Source organism: Roseomonas sp. SRI_022 (genome assembly GCF_057586215.1).
The window spans coordinates 271,286-286,910 of record NZ_JBYCZL010000002.1 but is presented as its reverse complement, the minus strand read 5'-3'; the positions used below and the strand labels follow the sequence as shown (position 1 = coordinate 286,910).

Below are 15,625 nucleotides of genomic sequence, written 5' to 3'. Positions count from 1 at the left end.
GCGCCAGGGAAACAGGGAAACGGATTATGGATGTCGGGCTGTTCTGCCTCATGGGCTACCGCACGCGCGGCATCGCGACGGCGGCGATCTACGACACCGCGGTCGCGCAGGTGAAAGCGGCCGAGCAGGCCGGCTTCTCCATCGCCTGGTTCGCCGAGCATCATTTCTCGAACTACTGCGTCTGCCCCTCGCCCCTGATGATGGTCGCGCGGATGGCCGGCGAGACCAGCCGCATCCGGCTCGGCTCGGGCGTGGTGATCGTGCCGCTCTATCACCCCTCGCGGCTGATCGCCGAGATCGGCATGGTCGATTCGCTGACCCATGGGCGGCTCGTGCTCGGCATCGGCTCCGGCTACCAGCCTTTCGAGTTCGAGCGCTTCGGCCAGGACCTGTCGGAAGCCCCGGCGCGGCTGCTGGAAGTGATGGGCATGATGGAAGCGGCCTTCTCGGCCGAGACCTTCACGCATCAGGGCGCGCATTACGCGATGCCCACCGCGCATATCGCACCGCGCCCGGTGCGCGGCCTGCCCGACATCTACGTCGCCGGCGACAACGCCGACCTGCACCGCTACGCCGCCGAGCGCGACTGCGTCGTGATGGTGACGCCGCGCCACTTCACCCCCGCCATGCTTGCCGCCGCGCGCGCGCGCTTCGAGACAATCCGCGCCGCCGCCGGCCGCGCGCCCGACACCCTGCGCTTCGGTGCCATGCGCCCCTTCTGCGTCACCGACGACCGCACCGAGGCGTTGGCGTTTCTCGAGAACGCGCGCTGGCAGATCCGCCTGTCGCAATCGCTCCGCCGGCGTGAGCAGGAGATGGATGGCGGCATGCTGGTGGAGAAGACCTGGGACGGCGAGCCGAGCCTCGAGGAGATGGGCGCCCACATGCTGGTCGGCGACGCCGCCACGGTCGCCGCCCGCATGGCCGCCGAGATCCGCGCGGCGGCACCCTGCCACTACCTCCTCCAGACCCAGGCGGGCGACATGCCGGCGGCCACCGCGCTGCGGTCGATCGCGGCCTGGCAGGGCGCGGTGAAGCCCCTGCTGGAACGCGAATTCGGCCCGCTGGAGCGGATCGGCGTGCCCGCCTCGGCGGCCGCCTGAACCGGCCAGGGGGCGCTTGACCCGCGCCCCCAGGATTTGCCACCGTTGGGCTCGTGGGGAACTTGTTCAGCGTCCGCACCGGGGATGACGACACGCTCTGGGCCGTCGTGGCGACGGTAGGGCGCAAGAGCCGCGTCGCGGAGGTCTTCCGGTCCCGTGCCCAGGCGCTCGACGATCGCGCCTGGCGAGACCAGCAGGTGCTGGCCTATGTCGATTGGCTGATCCGGGCGAAGCAGCCCGTCCCCCATTATTCGGTGACGCCGATCCGGCGGTCCGACCTGCCGCGGAAGTGGACCCCGCTGCCGGCGCTGGGCTTCCTGCGCGGGCAGACGATCTGAATCACGGACGATACGGACTCGGCCGTGCCAACTGTCGGTCGAACTCACCCACGGCATTCCGCCCCTTCGGATCATGCCCGCGATCGAGGCCCAACGGCGCTTGGCCGCGTGCCGGGAGGGTGTATCGTCCAGGGCCGAACACCGGAGGATCTGTCCTTGCAAGTCCCGCATGCCGGCCCGTCCTTCCTCCGGTTTCCGCTGCCGGCCGCGATGGCCTCCATCCTGTTACTGACGGCCTGCGCCGGCCAGCAGACCGGGGGCACGACGCTCGCCGCCGATGACGGCACCGATGCCTGCCGCCCCCAGGTCGAGCAATTCAACCGCAGCGCCGCGTACTTCGCCGCCCCCATCGCCGCCGGCGTGGCGGTGATCGGCGCCGGCGGCATCCTCGGCACCCGCCCTGGCATCATCGGCGGGCTGGTCTGGGCGGCGAGTTCCGCCGCCGCCGCCGTGGCCACCACGAGCTACCTGGAACAGCGCCAGCGCCAGGCAGCCGGCAATGCGGACGCCCTGGCCGCAGCCGTCGCCAGCGACATCGACCAGGAGAACAACGGCATCGCCCAGTCGCAGCAGGCGCTGGACAGCGTGACCGATTGCCGCCTGCGCGAGGCCCGCCGTGTGCAGGAGGCGGCGCGCGCCGGCCAGATCCAACGACAGGAGGCCGAAGCCCGCCTCGCCGCCATGCGCCAGCAGGCGCAACGCGACCTCGAGCTCAGCCGCACGGCCGAGCGGCGCATGCAGGCCCGCGCCGCCGAGATCGACACCGGCATCGAGGCGGTCGCCCCAGCCGCACGCGCGACTGCGACACCGCCGCCGCCACGCCCGGTCGCGGCGCGACCCGTCCAGGCCGTCGCGCTGCAGGCGGCGCCCCTGCCCTCCGCCGCGCCGGTGGCCGAGGTGCAGCCCCGCCAGCAGGTGCAGATCGTGCCGACCCGCAACGAGGGCTTCGTCGCGGTGGAAACGCCGTCAGGCCAGCGGCTCGGCTACGCGCCGGCCGCGGTCTTCTCCATCCCGGCGTCGCAGACCCGCGCGATCGCGGTTCCGGCGGTGGCGACCGCTGGCGAGGCCGGCCGCGTGCGGACACTGGTCGGCACCAACATCGCGCGGCGCGACGCCTTCGCCGAATCGGTCGGCGATCTGCAACGCGCCGTCAGCAGCGGTTTCGAACTGGGCACCTGAGCGAAGTCGCGTCGGCGCCGCCATCGAGCGGCGCCGGGGGACAGTTCAGCGGTCGCGGGTCAGCCGCCGTCGCCCGGTCGGCGCGCGGCCCAGAACAGCCAGGCGAACCAGCCGATGCCGCCGACCACCACGGCATGGGCGCCGAGCACGGCGAGCACCGTCTCCCAATGCCAGTCCGACAGGCGGATCATCGTCACGCCAGCCGGCACCGAGAACCACAGCACCAGGGCGAGAGCCATCATCAGCAGCACCGCCGGCACCGGCCGGCGTGGCATGGGTGGTAGGCCGGGCGGACGGCGCAGCATGGCGGTCAGCCCTGCACGGGCTTGATCGCGCCGGCACAGGCCGTCGGGATCATCGCCATGACGCACGGCGCGCCGCCGCATCCGGACGCGCGCCATGCAGCCAGCAGGTCAGCGCGCCTTCGCGAGGGCATCGAAGGCCTTGAGGCGGGCGATCAGCGCCGGCATCTCCCGCAGCGGGATCATGTTCGGGCCGTCGGACGGCGCGTTGTCGGGGTCCTCATGCGTCTCGATGAAGACCGCGGCGACGCCCACCGCCACCGCGGCGCGCGCCATCACCGGGGCGAATTCGCGCTGCCCACCGGATGACGTGCCCTGCCCGCCCGGCTGCTGCACCGCATGGGTCGCATCCATCACCACCGGATATCCGGTCGCAGCCATGATCGGCAGCGAACGCATGTCGGCGACCAGCGTGTTGTAGCCGAAGGAGGCGCCGCGCTCGCAGAGCATGATGTTCTCATTGCCCGTGGAGGCGATCTTCGCCGCGACGTTCTTCATGTCCCAGGGCGCCAGGAACTGGCCCTTCTTCACGTTGATCGCGCGGCCGGTCTCGCCCGCCGCGAGCAGAAGGTCGGTCTGGCGGCAGAGGAAGGCCGGGATCTGCAGGATGTCCACCGCCTCGGCCGCCGGGGCGCAATGTTCGGGCAGGTGGACGTCGGTCAGCGTCGGCAGGCCGGTCTTCTCGCGCACCTCGGCCAGGATCGCGAGGCCCTCGGCCATGCCGACGCCGCGCGCGGCGTTCACGGAAGTCCGGTTCGCCTTGTCGAAGGAGGATTTGTAGACCAGCGGCACGCCGGCGGCCCTGGCCATCTCGGCGAGCGCGGCGGCCGTTTCCAGCGCATGGGCGCGGCTTTCGATCTGGCAAGGACCGGAGAGGAAGACCAGCGGCAGGTCGTTGCCGATGGTGACGGGGCCGACGGTGACGTGACGCATTGCGAGCTCCACAGGCGCTGTTCGACCGAGCGGAGGATCGCCGCGCCACTTTAGGATTTTAGGATTTTAAGTTTTTAGCCCTTTATCCGGTTACCCCACGCTCCATCTCGGCGTGCGGGTGTCCTTGATAATATTCCTATATCCCACTCCCCTGCCCGGCGGCAAGTGACGGAAATGGTGCACCCAGCGCCAGACCCCCGCGGTCCAGGGGGCCGTTGCCCCCTGGCGGGGAGGGTCCGGGAGGGGCGGCGCCCCTCCCGCCGCCTTCAGACGAGCCTGGCCTGCTTCACCGCCGCCCCGATGAATTCCGCGAACAGCGGATGCGGGTCGAAGGGCTTCGACTTCAGTTCCGGGTGGTACTGCACGCCGATGAACCAGGGATGGTCCGGGTATTCCACGATCTCCGGCAGCACCCCGTTGGGCGACATGCCGGAAAAGCGCAGGCCAGCGGCCTCGAGCCGATCCTTGTAGGCGACGTTGACCTCGTAGCGGTGGCGGTGGCGTTCCTCGATGGTGGCGCGGCCGTGATAGACCTCCCGCACCAGGGAGCCTTCCGAGAGCACCGCCGGATAGGCGCCGAGGCGCATCGTGCCGCCGAGGTCGCCCGCCGCGTTGCGCGTCTCGACTTCGTTGCCGCGCGCCCATTCGGTCAGCAGGCCGACCACGGGTTCGCCGGCGGGGCCGAACTCGGTCGAGGACGCGCCCTTGATGCCGAGCAGGTTCCGCGCCGCCTCGATCACCGCCATCTGCATGCCGAAGCAGATGCCGAAGAAGGGCACGCGGCGCTCGCGGGCGAAGCGCACCGCCTCGATCTTGCCTTCGCTGCCGCGTTCGCCGAAGCCGCCGGGGACGAGGATGCCGTTGACCTTTTCGAGCCGCGCCACGGCGTCCTGGTCATGCTCGAAGATCTGGCTGTCCACCCAGTCGAGGTTGACCTTCACATTGTGGGCGATGCCGCCATGAGTCAGCGCCTCGGCCAGCGACTTATAGGCATCGAGCAGGTTGGTGTACTTGCCGACGACGGCGATCGTCACCTCGCCTTCGGGCTGCTTCACCGCGTGGACGATGCGTTCCCAGCGCGAGGTATCCGGCACGCCATAGGCCGAGAGGCCGAAATGGCGCAGCACCTCGCGGTCCAGCCCTTCCTCGCTGTACTTCAGCGGCACCTCGTAGATGGTGCCTGCGTCGAGTGCCGGGATCACGCTTTCCGGCCGGACATTGCAGAACAGCGCGATCTTGCGGCGCTCATTCTCCGGGATCGGGCGGTCGGACCGGCAGAGCAGGATCTGCGGCTGGATGCCGACGGACAGCAGTTCCTTGACCGAATGCTGCGTCGGCTTGGTCTTCAGCTCGCCGGCCGCGGGGATGTAGGGCACCAGCGTCAGGTGCATGAACAGGCTGCGCTGCGGCCCGAGCTCATTCGCCAATTGGCGGATGGCTTCTAGGAAGGGCAGGCTTTCGATGTCGCCGACGGTGCCGCCGATCTCGACCAGGACGAAGTCGTAGGCGTCGGTTTCCGCCTGGATGACTTCCTTGATCTTGTCGGTGATGTGCGGAATGACCTGCACGGTGCCGCCGAGGTAGTCGCCGCGCCGTTCCGCCGCGATCACGTCGGCGTAGATGCGCCCCGTGGTCCAGTTGTCGGGCTTGGCCGCCGCCACTCCGGTGAAGCGTTCGTAGTGACCAAGGTCGAGGTCGGTCTCGGCACCGTCGTCGGTGACGTAGACCTCGCCATGCTGATACGGGGACATCGTCCCCGGATCGACGTTGAGATAGGGGTCCAGCTTGCGGAGCCGAACCTTGTAGCCGCGTGCCTGAAGCAACGCGCCGAGGGAGGCGGAAGCGATACCCTTGCCAAGCGAGGAAACCACGCCGCCGGTGATGAACACGAACCGGGCCATGGGCGCCCTCCATAACAAGTCGCGCGCGTGGAAGCCACCCGCGCGAAGCGCAGGGCGGCCACGCGCCCGGAAGTGGTTGAAACGACGGGTCTAGTTGTTCGGCACGGCCGGCAGCGAGGGCACCGCGGGGGCCGCCGGAGCGCTGGCCGGGGCCGGCGAATCGAGGATCGAGCGATTCTGCATCGACGACCCTCGGTTCAGCAGCGCGAGCGTCAGCGCCAGGACGAAGAAGGCCGTGCCCAGGATCGCCGTGCCGCGCGTCAGCAGGTTGGCCGTGCCGCGCCCGCCCATGAACGACCCCATCCCCTGGGAGGAGCCGATGCCGAGGCCGCCGCCCTCGCTGCGCTGGAGCAGCACGAGGCCGATCAGGGCGAGGGTGACGAAGAGGTGAACGACGAGCAGGACGGTGGTCATGGTGGCGCGCTTCTACAGCAAGGCCGGGTGCGCGGGCTACCCCGCCGCCCGGGCGATGGCGAGGAAATCCTCCGCGACCAGGCTGGCGCCGCCCACCAGGGCGCCGTCCACATGCGGCAGGGCGAGGATCGCCGCCGCGTTGGCCGGCTTCACCGAACCGCCATAGAGAAGCCGCGTCGCCGGGCCCACCGCTTGGCGCAGTGCCGCGTGGATGGCGGCGATGTCGGCCTCGGTCGGCGTCTTGCCGGTGCCGATGGCCCAGACGGGTTCATAGGCGACCACCCCGCCGGCGGCGGCGAAGCCCTCCGGCAGGCTGCCGGCGACCTGGGCGCGCACGACCGCCTCGGCTTGGCCGGCCTCGCGCTGGGCCAGCGTCTCGCCGACGCAGACGATGGGGGTCAGGCCGGCGGCGATGGCGGCGGCGGCCTTGGCCTTCACCTGGGCGTCGGTCTCGGCGTGGTCGGCGCGGCGTTCGGAATGGCCGAGGATGACATAGCGCGCCCCGGCATCGGCCAGCATGGCAGCCGCGATGTCCCCGGTGTGGGCGCCCTTGGCATCGGCGTGGCAGTCCTGCCCGCCCGTCGCGACGGGGGTGCCGGACAGCGCCGCGGCGATGGCGGCGACCAGGGTGGCGGGCGGGCAGACCAGGATCTCCGCCTGCAGCCCGGCGGCGCCGGCGGCCACGGCGCGCGCCAGCGCCAGGCCGTCGGCGGCGAGGCCGTGCATCTTCCAGTTCCCGGCAACCAGCGGGCGCAATCCAGGCGTCACGGCGTCGTCTCCCTCGGCATCGGGACCGGGTTAGCGGCGGGTGCGGGGGCTGTCCATGGCCCGGCGCTTCGCCTCGCCACCAAGGGCGCGACGCCGGCTACGGCGCGGCCGGCACGCCGATGACCCACACGCCGTTGCAGATCTCTTCGAGCACGAATGGCTTGCCGGCCCGGTCGGTGTAGATGGCCAGCTCCATGGGCTGGCCGTAGTTCGGATCGCGACATGGAAGCTTGGCGGCCAATTGCAGGCGCCGGCCCATGACCACCCCGCGCTTGCGCAATTCCTCCTCCGGCGATCCGATGCCCCAGATCAATTCCATCCTTCCGGACGGGCTGTCCTCGATCGTCCTCACGGCATCACCCTGTCGACGGCGTGTCCCGGTCGCAGCCTAGGCCCCTCCCCGTTGGACCGGGTAGCCTTGTCCACCCCCGGGCCTTGATCGGCACGGCCATCGCCACTCCGACAATCAACCCGGCCCCGCACCGGTCGGCCGGCTCATGGCGATGCCCCAGGCTGCCGGCGACTGCCTCACCGCGGTAGACGTGAGGACCCACGGTCTCGCCCCCGGTTCGTCCTCGCCCTCGGCAATGGGACAATGTTGGGGGCGACGCCCCCTCAAGCCCTTCCGTCCCACCCCCCGCCCGGCTAAGCACGCGCCCCATGCTGACCGCGATGCGCCGCCTTGCCGGCACCTGGTTCGCCAGGCTCCTCTTCCTCCTCCTCGTCGCCTCCTTCGCCATCTGGGGCATCGAGGATGTGGTGCGGAACTTCGGCCGCGAGACCGCCGTGGTGCGCGTCGGCGACAGCGCCATCGAACTGCCCGAGGCGCAGGCCGCCGCGCGGCGGGAGATGGCGCGCATCGCCCGGCAGCTGGGCAACCGCTTCGAGCCGGACGAGAACATCCGCCGCGCCGTCAGCGCCACCGCGCTGGAGCGCCTGATCGGCGAGCGGGTGCTGCGCCAGGAAGCGCAGCGCATGGGCTTGGTCGCGCCGCCCGAGACGGTGCGCGATTCGATCTTTTCCATCCCCGGCCTGCGTGGGCCGGATGGCAGCTTCTCCCGCCAGGTCTTCGACAGCTTCCTCCGCGCCAACGAACTGAACGAGCCGCAATTCCTGCAGGTCGTCGCCGATGACGTGCTGCGCCAACAGCTGATGGGCGCGGTGCGGGCGGGTTCGGCCGGGCCGGATGCGATGTCCGGGCCGCTGCTCGCCTGGGCCTTCCAGCGCCGCAGCGCGGAGGTGGTGCGCATCGCCCGCGCCGCGATGCCGGAACCCGAGACGCCGACCGAGGCGCAACTGCGCCGCTACCAGGAAAACAACCCGGCGCGCTTCTCCTCCCCCGAATACCGGGAAGCGTCGGTGCTGGTGCTCTCGCCCGAGACGCTGTCCGCGGAGGTCGCAGTGAGCGACGCGGATCTGGAGGCGGCCTACGACGCCCGCCGAGCGCAGTTCGAGACGCCGGAACGCCGCGCCCTGGAACAGGCCGTGGTGCCGAATGAGGAAGCCGCCCGCGCCATCGCCGAGGCCTGGCGTGCTGGGGCGGAACTCGCGGCGATCGAGACGCAGGCCCGCGCGGCGGATGGCGGGGCGGCCGATCTCGGCCTGCTGGACCGCACGGCGCTGCCGATCGCCGATGTCGCGGCGGCGGCCTTCTCGGCCGAGCCGGGCGCGGTGACCGATCCGGTGCGCAGCCCCTTCGGCTGGCACGTGATGAAGGTGATGCGCGTCGAACCGGCGACGCGGCGGACGCTGGACGAGGTGCGCGACACGCTGCGGCGGGACGTGGCGCATGACCGTGCGCTCGACCTCGCCTATGAGCGCGCGAACCGGGTCGAGGACGCGCTCGCCGGCGGTGGGACGCTCGCCGAGGTGGCGCAGCGCTTCTCCTTGCCGATCGTCTCCGCGACGCTCGATGCCAATGGGCGCGACCAGGCCAATGCGGTGGTGGCGCTGCCGGTGGCCGAGGCGCAGCGCACCCCACTGCTGCGCGCCGTCTTCGCAGCCCGCCAGGGCGATGCGCCGCGCATGACCGAGATGGGCGACGCCTTCGTCGCCATCGAGATCCGCGGCGTCATCCCCCCCGCGCTGCGGCCCTTCGCGAGCGTGGAGACCGAGGTGAGCGCCGCCTACCTCGCCGATGCACGCCGGCGCGAAGCGGAACAGCGCGCGGCCGGGCTGCTCGCCGCGGTGCGCGGCGGCAAGACCATGGCCGAGGCGGCCGGGGAGGCCGGGCTGACCGTGGTGGACCTGACCGGCTTCAGCCGCGACCCGGCGCAGTCCGGCACGCTGCCGCCCGAGCTGATCGCCCCGCTGTTCGAGGCGAAGGTGGGCGACACCACCATGGCCGAGACGCGCGACGGCTTCGCGGTCGCGCGGCTGACCGCGATCATCCCCTTCGACACCGCCAGCGACGCCGCTGCCCTGGCGCGCGTGCGCAGCGAGATCGAGCAGTCCATGCAGGATGAGCTCGAAGGGCAATTCGCCACGGCGCTGCGGGCGCGGTCGAACGTGCGCATCAACAGCCAGCTGCTGGAACAGGTGACGGGCCAATGAGCGGGACCGATTTCGCCGCGGCGCGCGCCGCGCTGGAGGCCGGCCACGGCACCGTGCTGGTGCGCGAACGGGTGGCCGACCTCGACACGCCGGTCGGCGCCTTCCTGAAGCTGACGGGCGGGGCGCAGGCCAATGCCTTCCTGCTGGAATCGATCGAGGGCGGGGCGGCGCGCGGGCGGTATTCCGCGATCGGTCTCGCGCCCGACCTGGTCTGGCGCTGCCGGGGCGGCAAGGCGGAGATCAACCGCCACGCCCTGTCGGCGCCGCATGCCTTCGAGCCGGAAGCCGGCCTGGCGATGGACAGCCTGCGCCGGGTGATCGCCGCCGCGCGGTTTCCGGTGCCGGCCGGGCTGCCACCGATGGCCGCCGGGCTGTTCGGCTATCTCGGCTACGACATGGTGCGGCTGATCGAGAAGCTGCCCGAGACCAACCCGGACGTGCTCGGTATTCCCGATGCCGTGCTGACGCGCCCGACGCTGATGGCCGTCTTCGACCATGTGCGCGACACGCTGACGCTCTGCGCCCCGGTGTGGCCGGGTGGCGAGCCGGGGGCGGCGCTGGAAGCCGCCGAGGCGCGGCTGGACGAGGCAGAGGCGGCGCTCGACCGCCCGGTGCCGCGCCCTGCCCCGCCCGCCGTGCTGCCGAAGCTCGCCCAGCCGGACAGCAACTTCACCGAGGCCGGCTACATCGCGGCCGTCGAGCGCGCGAAGGAATACATCCGCGCCGGCGACGTGTTCCAGGTGGTGCCGGCGCAGCGCTTCTCGGTGCCCTTCGCGCTGCCGCCCTTCTCGCTGTACCGCGCGCTGCGGCGGATCAACCCCGCGCCCTTCCTGGTGTTCGGGGATTTCGGCGGGTTCTCCGTGGTCGCGGCGAGCCCCGAGATCCTTGTGCGCTGCCGCGACAACACGGTCACGGTACGCCCGCTCGCCGGCACGCGCCGCCGCGGCGCGACGCCGGAGGAGGATCGCGCGCTGGAGGCCGAGCTGCTGGCCGATCCGAAGGAGCGGGCGGAGCACCTGATGCTGCTCGACCTCGGCCGCAACGATGTGGGCCGCGTGGCCGCCATCGGGTCGGTGAAGGTGACGGCGCAGTTCCAGATCGAGCGCTACTCGCAGGTCATGCATATCGGTTCCGAGGTGCAGGGCCGGCTGCGGGATGGGCTCGACGCGCTGGATGCCTACGCGGCGGGCTTCCCGGCCGGGACGCTGACCGGCGCGCCGAAGATCCGCGCGATGGAGATCATCGAGGAGCTGGAGCCGTCCCGGCGTGGCCTCTATGCCGGCGGCATCGGGTATTTCGGCGCCGATGGCGGCATGGACACCTGCATCGCGCTGCGCACCGCGCTGGTGAAGGACGGCGTCATGCATGTGCAGGCCGGCGCCGGCGTCGTCGCCGATTCCGACCCGAAGTCGGAATACGAGGAGACGAAGCAGAAGGCGCGCGCCCTGTTCCGCGCGGCGGAGGAGGCGGTGCGCTTCGCCGCGGGGCGGCGTGAACGCGGCAACACCTGACCTCGCCGCGATCCTCGCGGTGATCGAGGACGCCCGCGCCAGCGGCCGGGCGCTCGAAGCCGCGGCCGCGCTGCGCAGCCTGTCCGCCCTGGCGCCCAAGGACAACATGGTGCGTGCCGCCCTCGCCCGCGCCCTGTTCCAAGCGGGCCTATGGAACGACGCCTGGGACGCCTACGAGGTCCGCTTCGACCTGTTCCCCGCCTTCCCCATGGTGACCCGGCCCGGCCCGGATGGCCCGGTGCCCATGCCGATCTGGCGCGGCACGGGCCAGCCCGAGGCGATGCTGGTGATGGGCGAGCAGGGCCTCGGCGACACCATCCAGTTCGCGCGCTACCTGCCGCTGCTGGTCGCGCGCGGCATGCGGGTGCATGCGGTGCTCGATCCGCGGCTGCATCGCCTGCTCGCGCCGCTGACTGAAGGGCTCGACCTGCGATCCGCCGATACGCCGGGGTCGGTTGCCGGGGTGAAGACCTGGCTGCCGCTGCTGAACCTGCCGCGCGCCCTGGGGCTGACCCCGCAGCAGTATCGCGGGCGCATCCCCTACCTGACGGTGGATCGTGAGCGCCGCGCGCGGATGCGCGCGCGGATCGGCGGGCAGGGCCTGCGCATCGGCATCGTCTGGCAGGGCAATCCGGCGGCGCCGGTGGATGGGAAGCGTTCCGCCCCGCTCGCCGCCTTCGCCCCCATCGCAGCGATCCCCGGCGTGCGCCTGTTCTCCCTGCAGAAGGGCCCTGGGGAGGAGCAGGAGGCACCCTTCCCTCTCGACCGGCTGGGGCCGGAGATGGACCAGGGGCCGGACTGGTTCCTCGACACCGCCGCGGCGATCGAGGCGCTGGACCTCGTCGTCACGGTGGATACCGCCGTGCTGCATGTCGCGGGGGCGCTGGGGCGCCCGGCGCTGATGCTGACCCATGGCGCCACGCCAGACTGGCGTTGGCTGAACGCGGCGGATGTGCCGGTCTGGTATCCCTCGGTACGGCTGGTGCGCTGCCCGGACGGGACCGGGGACTGGGCGGGGGCGGCGGCGCGCGCGGCGCTGCTGATCCGCACGGGGAATGTGCCGCCGGCGGTGTGATGCCGGCGGATTCCCTTGCGGAAGACCATGTGAGCCCCCATCTTGGCTCACATGAGCGCCACGGCCCTGATCGACCCCCACGCCATCGCCGAGACCATGGGCGGCGAGCCCGTGCTGAAGACCCCCGTGCATTCGATGCTGGACCTGCACAGGGTCATCCTGGGCGGCGTGCCCAAGGCCGCCGTGGCGCATCTCGGGCGGCTCTACGCCGATGTCATGCCGAGCCAGGATTTCGCGGCACTCTTCACCTCGGTCTCGACGATGAAGCGGCCGGGGCCGCTGCCGCTCGCGGCCGGGGAGCGGCTGCAACGCGTCGCCCGGCTGACCGCGCTCGCCGAACGCGCCTTCGGCGACCAGGACAAGGGCGTGGCCTGGCTGACCACGGCGCATCCGATGCTGGGCCGCACCACGCCGCTGGAACTCGCGAAGACCGAGATCGGCGCACGGCAGGTGGAGCGCCTGCTCGCGAACATCCTCTACGACCTGCCCGCCTGAAATGCCGGTTCGCGTCGTGCGGATCGCGCGCGCGGCGCATCCGGTGTGGTCGGGCATCGGTGCCGCCGTGGTGGGCGGCCGGTGGAACGCGGTCGGCGTGCCGGTGATCTACGCGGCGTCGAGCAAGGCGCTGTCGATGCTGGAGGTGCTGGTCCAGGGCGGCGACATGGCCGTGCCGCGCGACGCGGTGACAGCGATCATTCCCGACGCCGTGGCGATCGAGGACCTGACCCCGCTGCCCGAAGCCTGGCGCGAGATCGACAGCCCCACGGCGATGGCGGCCGGCACGGAATGGGCCGTTTCCGGCCGGACCGCCGTGCTGCGCGTGCCCTCGGTCATCGTGCCCGAGGAAGCGAACTACCTCATAAACCCGGCACATCCGGACGCGGCGCGGATCGCGGTGGGCGACCCGGCGCGGGTCGAATGGGATCCCCGGCTGTTCGGGATCGTCGGCCCGTAGGGCGGGCCAGTCCTCAAACCGCTGACCCGTTGCGGCAGCGCGCGGAAGGTCGATGGCGATGGCCGCGCGCCAAGTCGGCCACCGCCATCGCGGCGAGCGACGCGGCCCCCGTCAGGACTGCATCAGTTCCAGCATCAGCAGGATGTTCAGCCCGAGCCAGACCAGCGCCAGGGCCAAGGCCAGCCAGATCAGGATCGTGCCGATCAGCGCCGCCCTGCCCCGCCCCCACTGCCGCAGCGCCAGCCCACCGACCACCAGCACGACGAGCAGCAGCGGCTGCGCCAGGGGAAGATGGGGCAGCGCCTCCATCATGCGCCGCTGGTCCGCAGGATCGCATCCTCCCGCTTCGCCACCGCCGGCAGCAGCGCCGAACCCAGGCCCGGGCCCTGCATCGGCAGCACCCAGCCCTGTTCGACCTTCGGCAGCACCGTCACCAGGTCGCGATACCAGGTGGCGAGCGTCGCCCGCACCACTTCCTGGAACATCGCGGTCGGCGCGTGCATGGCAAGGTGGACCGAGGCGATCAGCGTGATCGGCCCGGTGCAGTCATGCGGTGCCACGGGCCGCGACCAGGCCTCCGCCAGCGCGGCGATCTTGCGCGCCTCGGTCAGCCCGCCGCACCAGGCGAGGTCGAGCATGACGATGTCCGTCGCACCCGCCACCAGCAGGTCACGGAAGGCGACCTTGCCGCCCAGCGTCTCCGACGCGCAGATCGGCACGCGCACGGCCCGGCGCAGCTCGGCGAGCGAGGCGACGTCGTCCATCTTGGCGATCGGGTCTTCCGCCCAGGTGATGTTGAACTCCTCGAGCGCCTTGCAGATCGACAGCGCGGCAGGCAGCGACCAGACCGAGTGCAGCTCCGCCATGATCTCCATGCGGTCGCCCACCGCGCGGCGGATCTTGGCGAAGGGCTCCAGCCCCTTCTTCAGGTCCGACAGCGTGATCGACACGCCCTGCGTGGCGGGCGCGTAGATGTCGAAGGGCCAGATCTTCATGGCGTTGAAGCCTTCGGACAGAAGGCTTTCGGCAAGCTGGCCGGCGTCGCGCATGAAGGCGACTTGATCGTCATAGGGCCCGCGCGATTCATCCGCCGAGCCGATGTCGCGCCGCTGCGCCGACTTCGTGTTGTAGTCGTATCCGGCACAGGTGTTGTAGCTGCGCACCCTGTCGCGCGACCGCCCGCCCAGCGCCTCATGCACGGGAATGCCGTGGCGCTGGCCCTTGAGGTCCCACAGCGCGATGTCGATGGCGGACGCCGCGCGCACCTCGGCCGAGGATCCGCCGAAGCCGACATAGGGCGTGAGCAGCGCGCGGGAGAAGCCCTCGATGTCGCGCGAATCCTTTCCGATCAGCAGCGGCGCGGCGCTCTCGTGGATCACCGCCTCCACCGCCGCGGCGCCGCGGAAGGCCTCGCCAAGGCCGGTCAGACCCTCATCGGTCGTGATCTCCACCCAGATCAGGTTCGGCCGCTCGCCGATGCGGATGGTGCGGATGGATGTGATGCGGCTCATTCGGCGCGGATTCCCTGCTTACGGACAACCTCGGCCCAGCGTGCGGCCTCGGCACGGACATGGGCGCCCATCTGGTCGGGCGTGCCGCCCAACGGCGTGGCACCCAGTTCCGCCATGCGCGCGCGCACGGCGGGGTCCTGCAGGGCGCGGCCAAAGGCGGCGTTGAGTGCGGCAATGGCGGCCGGCGGCGTGCGCGACGGCGCCATGAAGCCGAACCACGAATCGATCGCCATGCCCTGCACGCCCTGCTCGGCGAAGGTCGGCACGTCCGGCAGCTCGGGGATACGCGTGTCGCTCACCGCCGCGAGGGCGCGCACCGAACCGCTGCGGATATGCGGCAGGATGGAGGGCAGGTTGTCGAAGAACACGTCGACGCGACCGGCGACGAGGTCGGTGATCGCCGGACCCGATCCGCGATAGGGCACATGCGTCATTTCGATGCCGGTGATCGAACGCAGCAACTCGGGTCCGAGATGGTTCGACGCGCCGACGCCCGACGATGCGAAGGACAGCGGCTCACGCCGCGCGAGGGCGAGGAATTCCTGGACGTTCTGCGCCGGCAGTTCCCGCCGCACGGTCATCACGTTGCGCACCGCGCCGGTCAGGATGACGGGCGCGAAGTCGGCCAGCAGGTTGTAGCCCGGATTGGCGTAGAGCGCCGGATTGGCGCCGCAGGGGCCGAAGGCGCATTGCACCAGCGTGCTGCCATCCGCCGTGCCGCGCGCGGCTTCCGCCATGCCAATGTTGCCGCCGGCGCCGCCGCGGTTCTCGATCACCGCGCCGCGCGGCAAATGTGGGCCTGCCGCCTCGGCCAGCACGCGCGCGACGATGTCGCTGGTCCCGCCCGGGGTGAAGGGGACGATGATGCGGATGGGGCGGTCCGGCAGGTCGGCCGCTGCCGCCGGGGCGAGGCCCGCCAGCGAGAGCAGGCCGGCGAGGCCAAGTGCGAGGATGCCGCGTCCGCGCCGCGGCGCGATGGATTGCGGCGACGAAACAAGGCCGCCCCTGGCCATCGCAATCGTTGCTGCCCGGCGCAAACCGCCCGAAAGTGCCTGCGTCATCATTCCCTCCTGAAGGTCCCC

17 protein-coding genes are annotated in these 15,625 nt (G+C 71.4%); 8 read left to right on the top strand and 9 right to left on the bottom strand.

Annotation, left to right across the window (positions count from 1 at the left end; translation table 11 throughout):
- Positions 1–26 precede the first annotated feature (26 nt).
- From AC2YHJ_RS03110 to AC2YHJ_RS03100, 3 genes are all read left to right on the top strand, one after another.
- The gene (locus tag AC2YHJ_RS03110; protein ID WP_487393881.1) at positions 27–1,103 is read left to right on the top strand and encodes an LLM class flavin-dependent oxidoreductase; all 1,077 of its coding nucleotides are present in this window, start codon (positions 27–29) and stop codon (positions 1,101–1,103) included.
- Between the two features lie 62 nt (positions 1,104–1,165).
- Positions 1,166–1,441, top strand: a complete 276-nt coding sequence (locus AC2YHJ_RS03105; RefSeq protein ID WP_487393880.1) for a hypothetical protein — start codon at positions 1,166–1,168, stop codon at positions 1,439–1,441.
- 156 nt (positions 1,442–1,597) lie between these two features.
- Complete coding sequence (locus AC2YHJ_RS03100) at positions 1,598–2,620, top strand: hypothetical protein (protein WP_487393879.1); 1,023 nt, start codon at positions 1,598–1,600, stop codon at positions 2,618–2,620.
- Positions 2,621–2,679: 59 nt separating this feature from the next.
- Here the strand turns inward: AC2YHJ_RS03100 and AC2YHJ_RS03095 are convergent, their stop codons facing one another.
- The 6 genes from AC2YHJ_RS03095 to AC2YHJ_RS03070 all read right to left on the bottom strand — a co-directional run bounded on the left by AC2YHJ_RS03095 (position 2,680) and on the right by AC2YHJ_RS03070 (position 7,290).
- A complete protein-coding gene (locus AC2YHJ_RS03095) occupies positions 2,680–2,925 on the bottom strand; it encodes a hypothetical protein (protein WP_487393877.1) in 246 nt (81 codons plus the stop codon).
- A gap of 108 nt (positions 2,926–3,033) precedes the next feature.
- Positions 3,034–3,855, bottom strand: a complete 822-nt coding sequence (kdsA, locus tag AC2YHJ_RS03090; protein ID WP_487393876.1) for a 3-deoxy-8-phosphooctulonate synthase — start codon at positions 3,853–3,855, stop codon at positions 3,034–3,036.
- A 266-nt stretch (positions 3,856–4,121) separates the two neighbouring features.
- Entirely contained in the window at positions 4,122–5,756 is a 1,635-nt protein-coding gene (pyrG, locus tag AC2YHJ_RS03085; RefSeq protein ID WP_487393875.1) for a CTP synthase, read from the bottom strand.
- A gap of 90 nt (positions 5,757–5,846) precedes the next feature.
- Positions 5,847–6,170, bottom strand: a complete 324-nt coding sequence (gene secG / locus AC2YHJ_RS03080; protein ID WP_487393873.1) for a preprotein translocase subunit SecG — start codon at positions 6,168–6,170, stop codon at positions 5,847–5,849.
- Positions 6,171–6,206: 36 nt separating this feature from the next.
- A complete protein-coding gene (gene tpiA, locus AC2YHJ_RS03075; protein ID WP_487393909.1) occupies positions 6,207–6,926 on the bottom strand; it encodes a triose-phosphate isomerase in 720 nt (239 codons plus the stop codon).
- A 109-nt stretch (positions 6,927–7,035) separates the two neighbouring features.
- Positions 7,036–7,290, bottom strand: a complete 255-nt coding sequence (locus AC2YHJ_RS03070; RefSeq protein ID WP_487393872.1) for a hypothetical protein — start codon at positions 7,288–7,290, stop codon at positions 7,036–7,038.
- A gap of 308 nt (positions 7,291–7,598) precedes the next feature.
- Between AC2YHJ_RS03070 and AC2YHJ_RS03065 the strand changes: the two genes are divergently transcribed.
- Genes AC2YHJ_RS03065 through AC2YHJ_RS03045 form a run of 5 tightly spaced genes read left to right on the top strand, consistent with a single transcriptional unit; the run spans position 7,599 to position 13,032 of the window.
- Complete coding sequence (locus AC2YHJ_RS03065) at positions 7,599–9,491, top strand: peptidyl-prolyl cis-trans isomerase (RefSeq protein ID WP_487393870.1); 1,893 nt, start codon at positions 7,599–7,601, stop codon at positions 9,489–9,491.
- On the top strand, positions 9,488–11,002 hold the full coding sequence (trpE, locus tag AC2YHJ_RS03060) for an anthranilate synthase component I (RefSeq protein WP_487393869.1): 1,515 nt from the start codon (positions 9,488–9,490) through the stop codon (positions 11,000–11,002). The genes AC2YHJ_RS03065 and trpE overlap by 4 nt, the downstream gene beginning before the upstream one ends.
- Positions 10,983–12,077, top strand: a complete 1,095-nt coding sequence (locus tag AC2YHJ_RS03055; RefSeq protein ID WP_487393868.1) for a glycosyltransferase family 9 protein — start codon at positions 10,983–10,985, stop codon at positions 12,075–12,077. Before trpE ends, AC2YHJ_RS03055 begins: the two co-directional genes overlap by 20 nt.
- Before the next feature lie 51 nt (positions 12,078–12,128).
- A complete protein-coding gene (locus tag AC2YHJ_RS03050; protein WP_487393867.1) occupies positions 12,129–12,572 on the top strand; it encodes an antitoxin Xre/MbcA/ParS toxin-binding domain-containing protein in 444 nt (147 codons plus the stop codon).
- A 16-nt stretch (positions 12,573–12,588) separates the two neighbouring features.
- A complete protein-coding gene (locus AC2YHJ_RS03045) occupies positions 12,589–13,032 on the top strand; it encodes an RES family NAD+ phosphorylase (RefSeq protein WP_487393865.1) in 444 nt (147 codons plus the stop codon).
- A gap of 111 nt (positions 13,033–13,143) precedes the next feature.
- On the opposite strand, the gene AC2YHJ_RS03040 is transcribed toward AC2YHJ_RS03045, so the two are convergent.
- Genes AC2YHJ_RS03040 through AC2YHJ_RS03030 form a run of 3 tightly spaced genes read right to left on the bottom strand, consistent with a single transcriptional unit; the run spans position 13,144 to position 15,556 of the window.
- Positions 13,144–13,344 (bottom strand): hypothetical protein, encoded by a 201-nt coding sequence (locus tag AC2YHJ_RS03040; RefSeq protein ID WP_487393864.1) that lies wholly within the window; start codon positions 13,342–13,344, stop codon positions 13,144–13,146.
- Positions 13,341–14,543, bottom strand: a complete 1,203-nt coding sequence (locus AC2YHJ_RS03035) for a mandelate racemase/muconate lactonizing enzyme family protein (protein WP_487393863.1) — start codon at positions 14,541–14,543, stop codon at positions 13,341–13,343. Before AC2YHJ_RS03035 ends, AC2YHJ_RS03040 begins: the two co-directional genes overlap by 4 nt.
- Positions 14,540–15,556 carry a Bug family tripartite tricarboxylate transporter substrate binding protein gene (locus tag AC2YHJ_RS03030; protein WP_487393862.1) on the bottom strand — a complete coding sequence of 339 codons (1,017 nt, stop codon included), beginning with the start codon at positions 15,554–15,556 and terminating at the stop codon, positions 14,540–14,542. Before AC2YHJ_RS03030 ends, AC2YHJ_RS03035 begins: the two co-directional genes overlap by 4 nt.
- Between the last annotated feature and the right edge of the window lie 69 nt (positions 15,557–15,625).

Excerpts from the sequence above, each read along its gene's own strand:
- AC2YHJ_RS03050 (WP_487393867.1), top strand. The coding sequence starts at position 12,129 with ATGAGCGCCACGGCCCTGATCGACCCCCACGCCATCGCCGAGACCATG.
- AC2YHJ_RS03110 (WP_487393881.1), top strand. The coding sequence starts at position 27 with ATGGATGTCGGGCTGTTCTGCCTCATGGGCTACCGCACGCGCGGCATC.
- AC2YHJ_RS03095 (WP_487393877.1), bottom strand. The coding sequence starts at position 2,925 with ATGCTGCGCCGTCCGCCCGGCCTACCACCCATGCCACGCCGGCCGGTG.
- AC2YHJ_RS03065 (WP_487393870.1), top strand. The coding sequence starts at position 7,599 with ATGCTGACCGCGATGCGCCGCCTTGCCGGCACCTGGTTCGCCAGGCTC.
- AC2YHJ_RS03030 (WP_487393862.1), bottom strand. The coding sequence starts at position 15,556 with ATGGCCAGGGGCGGCCTTGTTTCGTCGCCGCAATCCATCGCGCCGCGG.
- secG (WP_487393873.1), bottom strand. The coding sequence starts at position 6,170 with ATGACCACCGTCCTGCTCGTCGTTCACCTCTTCGTCACCCTCGCCCTG.
- trpE (WP_487393869.1), top strand. The coding sequence starts at position 9,488 with ATGAGCGGGACCGATTTCGCCGCGGCGCGCGCCGCGCTGGAGGCCGGC.
- pyrG (WP_487393875.1), bottom strand. The coding sequence starts at position 5,756 with ATGGCCCGGTTCGTGTTCATCACCGGCGGCGTGGTTTCCTCGCTTGGC.
- kdsA (WP_487393876.1), bottom strand. The coding sequence starts at position 3,855 with ATGCGTCACGTCACCGTCGGCCCCGTCACCATCGGCAACGACCTGCCG.
- AC2YHJ_RS03040 (WP_487393864.1), bottom strand. The coding sequence starts at position 13,344 with ATGATGGAGGCGCTGCCCCATCTTCCCCTGGCGCAGCCGCTGCTGCTC.
- AC2YHJ_RS03035 (WP_487393863.1), bottom strand. The coding sequence starts at position 14,543 with ATGAGCCGCATCACATCCATCCGCACCATCCGCATCGGCGAGCGGCCG.